General features: G+C 29.2%; 13 protein-coding genes. 1 reads left to right on the top strand and 12 read right to left on the bottom strand.

Annotated features, from left to right (window positions below; all coding sequences use genetic code 11):
- Positions 1 to 2: 2 nt before the first annotated feature.
- From vorB to JJC01_07200, 3 genes are all read right to left on the bottom strand, one after another.
- Entirely contained in the window at positions 3 to 1,079 is a 1,077-nt protein-coding gene (vorB, locus tag JJC01_07210) for a 3-methyl-2-oxobutanoate dehydrogenase subunit VorB (GenBank protein UDN59637.1), read from the bottom strand.
- A 29-nt stretch (positions 1,080 to 1,108) separates the two neighbouring features.
- Positions 1,109 to 1,306 (bottom strand): 4Fe-4S binding protein, encoded by a 198-nt coding sequence (locus JJC01_07205; protein UDN59636.1) that lies wholly within the window; start codon positions 1,304 to 1,306, stop codon positions 1,109 to 1,111.
- Positions 1,307 to 1,599: 293 nt separating this feature from the next.
- Positions 1,600 to 2,367 carry an IclR family transcriptional regulator gene (locus JJC01_07200; protein ID UDN59635.1) on the bottom strand — a complete coding sequence of 256 codons (768 nt, stop codon included), beginning with the start codon at positions 2,365 to 2,367 and terminating at the stop codon, positions 1,600 to 1,602.
- Between the two features lie 277 nt (positions 2,368 to 2,644).
- On the opposite strand from JJC01_07200, the gene JJC01_07195 reads away from it, so the two are divergent.
- Positions 2,645 to 4,192, top strand: a complete 1,548-nt coding sequence (locus JJC01_07195; GenBank protein ID UDN59634.1) for a nitrite/sulfite reductase — start codon at positions 2,645 to 2,647, stop codon at positions 4,190 to 4,192.
- Between the two features lie 74 nt (positions 4,193 to 4,266).
- Here JJC01_07195 and JJC01_07190 read toward each other — a convergent pair whose 3' ends face one another.
- From JJC01_07190 to JJC01_07150, 9 genes are all read right to left on the bottom strand, one after another.
- Positions 4,267 to 6,333 carry a glycine--tRNA ligase subunit beta gene (locus JJC01_07190; protein UDN59633.1) on the bottom strand — a complete coding sequence of 689 codons (2,067 nt, stop codon included), beginning with the start codon at positions 6,331 to 6,333 and terminating at the stop codon, positions 4,267 to 4,269.
- A complete protein-coding gene (gene glyQ / locus JJC01_07185; GenBank protein UDN59632.1) occupies positions 6,333 to 7,211 on the bottom strand; it encodes a glycine--tRNA ligase subunit alpha in 879 nt (292 codons plus the stop codon). Before glyQ ends, JJC01_07190 begins: the two co-directional genes overlap by 1 nt.
- 159 nt (positions 7,212 to 7,370) lie before the next feature.
- Positions 7,371 to 7,970 (bottom strand): DUF4342 domain-containing protein, encoded by a 600-nt coding sequence (locus tag JJC01_07180; GenBank protein UDN59631.1) that lies wholly within the window; start codon positions 7,968 to 7,970, stop codon positions 7,371 to 7,373.
- Entirely contained in the window at positions 7,963 to 8,736 is a 774-nt protein-coding gene (recO, locus tag JJC01_07175) for a DNA repair protein RecO (GenBank protein ID UDN59630.1), read from the bottom strand. Before recO ends, JJC01_07180 begins: the two co-directional genes overlap by 8 nt.
- A complete protein-coding gene (locus tag JJC01_07170) occupies positions 8,702 to 8,857 on the bottom strand; it encodes a YqzL family protein (GenBank protein UDN59629.1) in 156 nt (51 codons plus the stop codon). The genes recO and JJC01_07170 overlap by 35 nt, the downstream gene beginning before the upstream one ends.
- A gap of 72 nt (positions 8,858 to 8,929) precedes the next feature.
- Complete coding sequence (gene mgtE / locus JJC01_07165) at positions 8,930 to 10,309, bottom strand: magnesium transporter (GenBank protein ID UDN59628.1); 1,380 nt, start codon at positions 10,307 to 10,309, stop codon at positions 8,930 to 8,932.
- Positions 10,310 to 10,320: 11 nt separating this feature from the next.
- Complete coding sequence (gene era / locus JJC01_07160; protein UDN59627.1) at positions 10,321 to 11,214, bottom strand: GTPase Era; 894 nt, start codon at positions 11,212 to 11,214, stop codon at positions 10,321 to 10,323.
- 64 nt (positions 11,215 to 11,278) lie between these two features.
- Positions 11,279 to 11,680 (bottom strand): cytidine deaminase, encoded by a 402-nt coding sequence (locus JJC01_07155; protein ID UDN59626.1) that lies wholly within the window; start codon positions 11,678 to 11,680, stop codon positions 11,279 to 11,281.
- A 119-nt stretch (positions 11,681 to 11,799) separates the two neighbouring features.
- Positions 11,800 to 12,519, bottom strand: coding sequence for a diacylglycerol kinase (locus JJC01_07150; GenBank protein ID UDN59625.1), 720 nt, complete (start codon positions 12,517 to 12,519; stop codon positions 11,800 to 11,802).
- Position 12,520: the final 1 nt, after the last annotated feature.

Here is a 12,520-nt window from a genome sequence, read left to right as displayed (position 1 = left end):
AATTAAAATACCTCCTCTTGCTTAGCTTTTCCATCTATAATCTCTTGAGCAAAATCTATTAATTGATTTACTTCTGCCATATATTGAGCTGTTGCTACTGAATATACTGGGAATCTATTATTACATGCTATAATTACATCTTCCTTCATTTGTGCCATCATATTCATTTCAACTGTTACAAGCCCTTTTAATGAATCTTTTAATTTTTTAAAAGCTTTTCTTGGGTAAGGCCACAATGTTTTTGGTCTTATTAATCCAAGTTTTATACCTCTTGCTCTTGCATCTCTAACTGCGCCTTCTGCTATTCTTGAAGAAATTCCATATGCAACAAATACCACATCTGCATCTTCTATCTCTATTTCTTCCCATCTTTGTTCATTTTCTTGAACTTTTCTCATTTTTTCTATATAACCTTTTTGCCATGTATCTTGGTCCTCAAAATATGTTATATCAGTTATTACTTTATTTTTTTCTCCAACAGGAGTTCCTTTTGCTGCCCATGGAGCTTTATCCTTATCATATTCTTTCATTGGTGGTGCTATACAAGGTTCTACCATTTGACCTATTGTAGCATCAGAAAGTATAAGTACTGGATGCATATATTTTTCAGCTAATTCAAAAGACTCATATGCCATATCCATATTTTCTTGAACACTATTAGGTGCTAATACAATTAAATGATAATCTCCATTTCCTCCACCTTTTACAGCTTGCCAGTAATTATCTTGACCAGCTCCTATAAATCCATCTCCTATACCATATCTCTGTACACATGCTACAACTGCTGGTAAACCAGCTGATACCCAATATGCAATTCCTTCTTGTTTTAATGAAAATCCAGGTCCAGATGAAGATGTCATAGCTCTTGCTCCAAGTGCACTTGCCCCCATAACCATATTTACGCTGGCTATTTCAGATTCACCTTGAATAAATACTCCTCCAACCTCTTTTTGTCTCCAAGCCATCATTTCTAATATTTCTGATTGTGGTGTTATTGGATAACCTGCATAAAATCTACATCCACCACGTATAGCTCCTTCTGCTAAGGCTTCATTTCCCTTAATTAATAAACTTTGCATACGTTTTCTCCCTTCCAATAAAAAGTTATTTATAATATCTCAAATACTAAATCAGGACACATTGTATAACAAGCGCCACATTGAACACACTTTTCTTCATCGACTTTGACTGTTACAAAGCCTTTTTTATTTGTGTAATCAGAAAGACTTATTGCTTCTTTTTTGCAAGCTTCAATACAAAGATAACACCCCTTACATCTTTCAACACTCAACTTGACTTTTTCCATTTTTCAAATCTCCCCTCTTATGTAGTAATTTTTTTACCTAATTTTAAATATATAATATTCATGTGGGTTTATTATATATATATTTTATTATTGTTCTATTCTTTAGAACACTGTTCTGTTTTGTATTGCTTAATTAAAAGATATCACATTCGCTTATATATTTCAATAATTTTTTCAATTTTAAAAATATTTAATTTTTATATTCAATAAAAAAGAGACCATATCTAAACTGGTATTTACAAATAACAATTTAAATTTAGTCTCTTTTTATTATTCAAATTTATTTCTTAAAATTATCTAAAAAGTTCAGATATGCTCTTTGCAGTTTCTATAACCCTTTTAATTTTATATTCAAAGTCTCCTTCTCGCATCCTTATAGTAGGACCTGATAGACTTATTGCTGCTATAGCTTTATTGTTTTTATCCAAAATAGGTGCTCCAATACAAGTTAAACCATGTTCTAGTTCTTGGTCATCTAGAGCATATCCTTGCTCTTTTATTTTTGCCAAAAAAATCATCATATCATCCCAATTATCAATTGTATGTTCTGTATATTTGTGTATTGGAGTTTTTCTGTATTTTTCAAAATCTATAGAATCATTAAATGCCATAAGACATTTCCCAACCGCTGAACAATAACATTCGCTACTAGAACCAACTGACGGATTTACTGAGAGTAATTGATTTGAACCATATTCTTTATGTATTATGATACTTCTTGGAGAATCTTGAGCTCTTTCTTCTAGTATAGACACATTCACCACTTCGTTAAATTCTTGATTTAATTTTTTCGTATATGGTTTTACTATTTCAGTCAATGACATCTGTTCTCCCACAACCATACCTATTGCATATAAATTTATTCCCAACCAATACTTACCATTCTCAGTGTTTTGTATAACAAAACCTTTGTTTTCAAGAGTTACTAAAGTTCTATGTATAGTACTCTTATATACTCCCATAATCTTACTTATTTCAGTTATTCCCATTTCTCTCTTTTCATGATATAATAGCAAAATTATGTCTAGGGCTCTATCTAATGCATTTATTATTTCTCCCATATACAAGTACTCCTCCTGCGAATATTAAGCGTTTATTTAACACTATACTAAATATTATATATTAAAATTACAAAATTATCTATTTATCTTAATTATATTTTATAAAACAAAAATATTATACTTATTTAACAAAATAAAGAGTCATACTAAGTATATGTTCCTTATTTTGACTTTTAATAGTACTCTACTGTTATATTTTTACCAACTCTAGATAATAATATATATATAATTATACAGCATATTTATTTTTATACAAGTCTAATAATGAGGTGAAATAATGGATAATTTAAAAGAGACATTGTTAAATGAACTAGATAATTTTAAAGAATATTCTTTAAAATTATTAAATGGAGAAATAAATAAAATGCAATACAAAGGATTTTCTGGTGGATATGGAGTTTATGCTCAAAGAGACAAAAAATCATTTATGATAAGACTTCGAGTATCTGCTGGGGTATTGTCGAAATCTCAACTTAAAAAAATTTACCAAATGGCTACCAAACATAAGCTAGATAAGATACACTTAACAACTAGACAAGCTATACAATTACATGACTTGTCTATAGACTCTATAGTTGATATTATGGAAGAGGGAATAAAAAATGATATCTTCACTAGAGGCGGTGGTGGTAACTATCCTAGAAATGTAGGCTTATCTCCATTATCAGGAGTTGACCCTGACGAAGCTTTTGATGTTACCCCTTATGCAGTTGCTACTGATAAATATTTTATCAAAAATGCTACTACATATCACTTACCTAGGAAACTAAAAGTTTCCTATTCTAGTTGTTACACAGATTCTGCCCATTGTAGTATACAAGACTTAGGATTTGTAGCTACTCTAAAAAATGGCAAACCATATTTTAGAGTTTTCTTAGGTGGAGGTTTAGGTAAACAACCTAAAGTTGCTTTAGAACTTGATGAAGTTATAAAACCTAAAGATGCATTATATTGTGTAGAAGGAATGATTAAATTCTTTATGGCTTATGGTAATTATGAAAATAAAAACAAAGCTAGGGTTAGATATATGGTTGAAACGCTTGGAGAAAATATGTTTTTAGAAAAATTTAAAGAATACTATAAATTAGAAAAAGAAAAAGGTAATCTTGAACTTAATGTTGAACAAATTGACTATTCTAAACCTGGAATTAAGATAGATTTACATGACTCTAGATTAATCCATCAAAAACAATCTGGCTTATATACTGTATATATACATCCAATTGGAGGTCTATTATCTACTAAAGATTTAAAATTTTTACTTCAAGAGTTAGATAATATTAAAAATCCTATGATTAGATTAGGTATGACAGAAGGCTTGTACATTCTAAATTTAGATGGAAATGAGGCAAAAAGGATATTAGAAATAAGCAAGACTATTAGTTGTAACTCTCAATTAGAACAGAGTATCTCCTGCATAGGTGTTCCTATTTGTCAGATGGGTATACAAAATAGCCAAAAAATATTACATGAGATAATAGATTATTTTAGATTACAAAACAATGAAGAAGTTTTAAGTAAAGCTCCTAAACTGTATATTTCAGGATGTCTAAATTCATGTGGTGTTCACCAAATTGGTAGCATAGGATTATGTGGTAAAAAGAAAAATGTCAATGGAGTATCTACTGATGCATTTGAATTATTTGTTGGAGGTAGTTTTGAAATAGGTAAGACTAGACTAGGAAAATCTCTAGGAGATTTTAAGGCTAGTGACATTCCTAAAATGCTTTATGAAATAGCTGAGGTTTCATCAGAAAATTTTTATGAATGGATAGATTCAAATGATGATTTATTAAATAAAATAATTGATAAGTATAAAATATGACTTAACATAAATGATTATAAAAAATGAGATAGCTTATAACTATCTCATTTTTTACAATCGTTTATGTTTTTATACTATTTATAAACTATTTTAGATAAATCACAAATTTCTAACATAGTATCATATATTTGTTTAAGTAGACCAAGTCTGTTATTTTTAATTGCTTCATCATTATCCATAACCATAACTGAATCAAATAGGTTATCAACTACAGGTCTTAAAGATGCAAACTCATCTAAAGCAGTACCGTATTTCTTATCTTTTAATAATTCTTTTACTCTTACTTTTACTTGCTTAAATTCATTATAAAGCTTAATTTCAGCATCTTCTTTTAATAGACTTTCATCAACCTTATCACATTCTGCTTTCTGAGCCAAAGTAGAAACTCTATTAAATGCAGTAAGCATTTCCACTAATTCATCTTTTTCTAGCCAATTATTAAGCTCTAAAGCTCTCATATGCATATCAGAAATATCATTTATATCAGAACTTAAAACAGCATCAACAACATCATATCTTATACCTAAATCTTTAAATAGATTTTTTACTCTTTCATTAAAGAAGTTCATTATTTGTTCAACAACATCTTCTTTATTAAAATCTAAGTTAGAATAATTATCTAAAGCATGTTCAATAAGTACTTTTAAGTCTACAGCTACTTTTCTATCCATAAGTATACTAAGTATACCTAAAGCTTGTCTTCTTAAAGCATATGGGTCTTGAGAACCTGTTGGTTGTATTCCTATAGCAAAAAATCCTGCTATTGAATCTAATTTATCAGCTATTGATAAAGCTACCCCTGCATTAGTTTTAGGAAGAATATCTCCTGCAAATCTTGGTAAATAATGTTCAAAAATAGCTTCACTTACAACATCATTTTCTCCTCCAACCTTCGCATATTCTTTTCCCATAAAACCTTGTAATTCATCAAATTCTCCTACCATTCCAGTAACTAAATCTGCTTTAGATAATTTAGCAGCTCTCATAGTGTCTGCCTTTTCATCTGCTAATCCTAAACTATCAAGTATATCAGCGCTTAGTTTTTCAAGTCTTAAAGTTTTGTCATAAATAGTACCCAATTTTACTTGGAAAACAACAGTTTTTAATTTTTCTATGTAGCTTTCTAAGTTTCTCTTAGTATCTTCTCTATAGAAAAATAAAGCATCGGCAAGTCTTGCTTCTAAAACTTTTTCATTTCCAGCTTTAACATTATCTATTCTGTAAGAATCTCCATTTCTAACAGCTATAAAGTTAGGTAACAGTTTTCCTTCTTTAAGAACTGGGAAATATCTTTGATGTTGTTTCATAGGAGTTATGACAACTTCTTTTGGTAGTTTTATATAATCTGTATTAAATTCGCCATAAAAAGCAGTTGGATATTCAACTAAGTAAGTTACTTCTTCAAGTAAATCTTCATCAAACTCAACTTCGCCACCTAAAGAATTGGCTACTTCTATACATTGTTTTCTTATAATTTCTTTTCTCTTATTTTGGTCTAAAACTATATAATTTTTCTCTAATTTTTCAAAATATTCTTCTATAGAATTAACTTCTATTGTACTTTCTCCTAAGAATCTATGCCCTTTTGTTACATTAGAAGATATTATTCCTTCTAAATCAAATTCTAATACCTTATCATTTAACAATGTAACTATCCATCTTATAGGTCTTGCAAATTTTAGGTTTTTTCCTCCCCAACGCATAGCTTTTGGAAATACTACAGATTTTATAGTTTCTGGTAATATCTCTTTTAACACTTCTGAAGTGTCTTTCCCAGCTTGCTTTATAGTAGCAAAAATATATTCATCTTTTCCAACTTGTTTAAAATATATATCAGATTCGCTTAATCCTTTACTTTTTATAAATCCTAAAGCTGGTTTTGTGAAATTATTGTCTTCATCAACAGCAATCTTCTTAGCTGGACCTTTTATTTCTTCTTCTAAATCACTTTGCTTATCACTTAAACCTTCAACTACTAAAGTCAATCTTCTTGGTGTTCCATAGGCATCTATTTTATTAAAAGATATTCTATTTTCCTCAAATAATTTATTAAGATTGTTTTTTAATTGTTCTAGTGTACTACCCATAAATCTTGATGGCATTTCTTCAACACCGATTTCAAATAAAAGATAATTTTTCATTATTTGTCACCGTCCTTTAAAAGAGGGAATCCCATTTCTTCTCTTTGTTTTACAAAAGTTTCTGCAACAGTTTTTGCCATATTTCTAACTCTACCTATAAATGAAGCTCTTTGACTAACACCTATTGCTCCTCTTGCATCCAATGTATTAAATGCATGAGAACATTTTAATACATAATCATATGAAGGTATTACAAGACCACTTTCCATAAGTCTTAATGCTTCTTTTTCATATATATCAAACAGATTAAACAACATATCTGCATCACATAATTCAAACGCATACACTGAATTTTCATACTCAGCTTTATTAAACACTTCGCCATAAGTTATTTTATCATTCCATTTTAAATCATAAACACTATCAACTTCTTGAATGTACATAGCTAATCTTTCTAACCCATATGTAATTTCTCCTGTCTCAAGCTCACATTCAATATTACCTACTTGTTGGAAGTATGTAAATTGAGTTATTTCCATACCATCTAACCAAACTTCCCATCCAAGTCCCCAAGCACCAACTGTGGCAGCTTCCCAGTTGTCTTCAACAAATCTTATGTCATGTTCACTTGGGTCAATTCCAATTTCTTTTAAGCTCTCTAAATACAATTCTTGTATATTATCTGGAGATGGCTTTAGTATAACTTGGAATTGATGATGTTGATATAATCTGTTTGGGTTTTCACCATATCTTCCATCTGCTGGTCTTCTTGAAGGCTCTACATAGCATACTTGCCAAGGCTCAGGTCCTAATGATCTTAAAAAAGTATTAGGATTCATAGTTCCAGCACCTTTTTCAACATCGTAAGGTTGCATCATGATACAACCTTGCTTTGACCAGTATTTTTGCAATGCCAGTATCATTTCTTGAAAATTCATAAAAATCCCTCCTATAACAATAAAGCCTCTCGTCTACACGAAAGGCTATTTTAATAGTTCTTCTACAACTTTTAGAATATCAAATTCTATAAAATTTGTCAATGTTAGTGATAATTCTTATAATTATCTTCTTTTCATTTTTTAAAAGTCACTTTATATCTATTTATTTTCGTCTTCGTTTTCATTATTCTTTTCAGATTCTTCTTTCATTAGATCAGCAGTTACATCTTTATCATCTTCTTTTTTATCAACTACTACATCTTTTACATCTTTGGCTGCATTAGTTATCATATTCTTCAAAACATGAAGTTTTTCTTCATTTAATTCACCTAAGTCTACAACTTCACCATCTTCTTCATTTTGAACTTTTATACGATATTTACTTATAACAGCAGCTGATAAACCAACTAGAGTAGCTAATGGTACAAAAGCTAATCCAACAACTCCTACTGTTAAAGGAATATTCATCATAGTTTTTCCATCTTTTTCAACTATTACTCTTACAACACTACTTTTTTTAAGAAGTTCTTTTAATTGATATTTTATATTTTCTCCATCTTTACCAAATACTTCTTCCATAGTTTCTTTAGCAGATTTAGCTTTACAATTACAAGTATTCTTTTTATTTTCTAAATATATTACTGCCTCAATTACATCTCCATTACATTCCACTAATGCTTCTTTTGCTTCTGCATAAGTTGCTCCTGGAACTCTTTCAAAGACTGAATCAACCATTTCAATAGTTATATTACTACTCATTATTATCCACTCCCTTATTGTTTTTTACACTTTGCAATACGTGTAATGATTTTAGATTAATATTATCAACATAAACTTTCAAATATTTTTCTAGTATATTTTCGAGTTCATGTGTTATATATTTTGATACTTTAGCTTTGCTACATGTTAAAATATCATTCCTTAATACATATTCCATGAGACTAACAGTTGTTAAATCCAGTTTTATATTATTATCAAAAAGTGTATTACACTTACTACATAGTATACCACCTTCATAAACATTAAACATAGAATTTTGCAAAATTTTACTTCCGCAATTAATACATTTATTTACTATTGGTTTAAATCCTATATAGTCCAAGAACTTTAACTCAAATGCAGCTGTTACAAATCTATTATCTGTATTTTCTTGTGTATATAAATACAGCGTCTGTGCAAGTAATATAAATAACCTATTATTAGTCTGATTTTCAAGTATAGAATTTTCAACTAATTTTGTAATATATGTAGCATAAGAAAATGCCTCTATATCGTAGGATATATTATAAAAACTCTTTATGATTTCACTTTGAGTAACCTTGTACATATTTCCTTGTTTTTTTAAAGTAAAATTGCTATAAGAAAATAACTGTGATGATGAAAGTAAAGAGCTCTTATTTTTTTTAGCTCCTTTTGCTATTGCAGATACTTTTCCAAGCTTTCTCGTAAACAGAGTAAGTATTATATCACTTTCCTTGTACCTTATAGCTTTAAGTACTATCCCCTGGGTGTTCAGGATTATCATCGTCTTCTTTTTTCTCCCTTACTTCTTCGACTTCTTCACTTAGGTTTTTGCAATCACAGAAGTATAGATATGCATCTATACTGCCTGTTTTTTTAAAAACTTCCCAACTGATATTGTTCATTTTTAAAAAACCCCCTTCTTACATTTATACTTATATTTTTAGTAAGAAGAGGATAAATCATACATAAAGTTATTAAACAATTTTTGACAATAACGCTGTCGTTATTATAAAATAAACTGCTATACCAGTTATATCAAGAGCTGTAGATATAATTGGTGATGAAACTGTAGATGGATCTGCATCCATCTTTTTTAATAAAACAGGCATAAATGCACCTATTGTTGCACCCAAAACCATATTTATAAATAATGATATTGAAACAATTAATACAATGTCTAATTTTTTCATAACAAAGTAAATTACAATACCTGTTATTATACTACACAAAAGACCTGTAATAATTCCTACAATACCTTCTCTTACCACATTGCTAAAATTCAAATCTTTATTAGACAGTGTTATTACTGTAACAGAAGATGATTGTGTTCCAATATTACCACCCATACCTATTACTACAGGTATAAAAAATACCAGTGGAGCATATATAGGGTTCATTATATAATCTAAATTAGAAAGTATTAGAGAAGCCAATAGACCTCCAATTAATGTAATAATTAACCATGGCAGTCTACCTCTAAGAGCTGATATTGTCTGCTCTTTCAATGTAGGATTTTCCTTTTCAGCAACTTCTCTTTCATGCTCTGAACTTCCTGCAAATTTATACATATCTTCAGTTGCTTCTTCTTCCATAACATCTATTATATCATCTACTGTTATTATCCCTTTTAACTTTTCTTGTCTATCTACTACTGGAATTGCTATTAAATTGTATTTCGATACTAACCTAACCGCTTCTTCTCTATCTTCATCTACATAAACAGAAATTATATTTTCACTCATTAAATCTTCTACTATATTTGCATCTCTCGCTATTATTAGCTCTCTTAAAGATAATACTCCAACTAGCTTTTCTTCATCATCAACTACATATATATAATAAATAGTCTCAGCTTCATCAGCTTCTTCTCTCATATGTTCTATTGCCTCAAGAGCTGTCATATCTTTATTTATAGAAATATATCCAGTGGTCATTGTTCCACCTGCAGAGTCTTCATCATAGAATAATAATTCTTTTACATAGTCAGCGTTTTCTTGATTTAAAAGATTTATTATATGTTCTCTTTCTTCTTCTTCAAGTTCACTAAGTTTATCTGCCATGTCTCCAAGAGACATAAGTTCAAGTATGTTTTTTGCATGTTCTACATCTAACTTAGATAAAATACTAATAAAAAACTCTACACTACCTTCTTCTAATATAGAAGATGCCATATCTAGAGGAAGTACTTCAAACAGTTGAATTTTCATGTCTTCCTCTAAATTTTCCATTATATCGAATATATCAATTATATGATATTCCTCTATTAATTCTCTTAACTCCAATACTTTATTATTATCAATTAATGATTTTACTTCATATAATAAATCTTGGGAAGCATCCAGTTTCCTATCCATATAACCCACCTTTATTTATCATTATATCCAAAATTATTTATATAATTTTGTAAATTTCTCCAATTTTCTTTAACCTTAACCCATAACTGGAGATTTATTTGTGAACCTAAAAGTAATTCTATATCTTGTCTTGCTGATTTACCTATTCCTTTTAGTTTCCTACCATTCTTTCCTATTATTATTCCCTTATGTGAATCTCTTTCACAATATATTACAGCAGATACATCTACTATTTCTTTATCATTTCTTGCTTTCATTTTTTCAATTTCAACAGCTACACCATGAGGTATTTCATCATTAAGATAATGAAGAACTTTTTCTCTTATAAGTTCTGCTATTAATACTCTCTCTGGTTGATCTGTAATCATATAATCTGGAAAATACTTTGGTCCTTCTTCTAAGTAATTTTGTATAACTTTTATTAGAGTATCTGTATTTTTTCCTTTTAACGCTGATATTGGTACTATCTCTTTGAAAATACCTTCTCTATCATACATTTTTATTATATCAAATAATTCATCTTTTTGACCTAGTTGGTCTATTTTATTTACAACTAGAATTATTGGTGTCTTAACAGATTTTAAATCCTCTATTATTTTTCTGTCTCCAGGACCTATTTTTTTAGAATCATCAACTACAAATAATATTAAATCTACATTTTTAAAAGCTTCTGTTGCTGCCTTTACCATGAATTCACCTAATTTATTTTTAGGTTTGTGAATACCTGGTGTATCTAAAAATACTATTTGAGTTTCTTCATCTGTATAGACTGCTTGTATTGTATTTCTTGTAGTCTGAGGTTTATCACTCATTATAGCTATCTTTTCCCCTACTACATTATTCATTAAAGTAGATTTCCCTACATTTGGTCTACCTACTATACTGACAAATCCTGATTTGAACATTAACTGTCTCCTAACTTTTATCTTCTTGTATTTAATTGCTTTAAATTTATTTTAGTTTTTTAATTTATTTTAAATCATTTCCAGAGAAATAGTTTGGTAGCAAATCTTTTATATCATGCTCAAACACCTCTCCTTTAGTATATCCTGTTATTATTTTTATATCAGAACCAAACTCTATAATTACTTGTCTACATATTCCACAAGGATATGTTTGTTCATTATTTTCTGAGTTATCACTTGCTATTGCTATTTTATATATATCCTTATCACCTTCTGATATAGCTTTAAAAATAGCTGTTCTTTCTGCGCAATTTGTTCCACCTAATGATGCACATTCTATATTACATCCAGTATAAACTTTTCCACTCTTAGTCAAAAGAGCTGCACCCACTCTAAAACTTGAGTAAGGAGCATAAGAATGTTGTCTAGCATCTTCTGCCAACTTTAACAATTCTATGTTGTCCACAACATCTCCTCCTGTATACACTTATTAGAATTTATTTTTATTTAATACTCTACATTATATCATAAAAATTTAATTGTAACAGATTTGTTTCATTGTTAAATATTTTATGTACATTCATTTTAATTATAAAACATTCCAAGCTGAAATACTAATACTGCTATTAACACGCCTAACAAAGCTCCTGCTATGGTTTCCCAGAATGTATGTATTTTTCCCTCAATCCTACTTTGAGCAACCAATACAGCCATTATATATGCAAGAGTAGATGCAACTACTCTTTCTGTCATAAGTGTAATTGCAGTTGCTATAGCAAATGCTAAAGCAGCATGACCACTTGGCATACCTCCTTTTAAAGGTGTCCCTGTTGAAGTCAATGCTTTTACTACTACTACAGCTATAAGAACCAATAATATGCATATCAAGGTTATATGTAATTCTGATTCTCTTATCTTGTAAATTAACATTCCAGATATATCTGTCAATTTATCATAAAATAAAATATATCCAACTACTACTGAGTTTAATGCTGCTACTAGTACACCACCTGCTGCAACATCTTTTGCTATTTTTGCAAGTACATGATATTCATCAGTTACCAGGTCTACTGCTTTTTCTATAGCTGTATTAAACATCTCAGCAACTACAACTAAACATATAGACATCAGTAACATTATCATTTCCAATTTTGAAAAGTTAAAAAATAAACTTATTATAAGCACAGCAACTGAGCCTAAGTAATGTATTTTCATATTCCTTTCAAATTTAAATGTATATAATATTCCTTCTATAGCTGCATTAAAAGCTTTAATTATACCTTGACGAGTTTTTCCTGTTTTCATA

This window comes from Clostridioides sp. ES-S-0010-02 (genome assembly GCA_020641055.1).
Classification (GTDB): Bacteria; Bacillota; Clostridia; order Peptostreptococcales; family Peptostreptococcaceae; genus Clostridioides.
The sequence above is the reverse complement of the archived record's forward strand: the minus strand, read 5'-3'. Positions and strand labels throughout refer to the sequence as shown.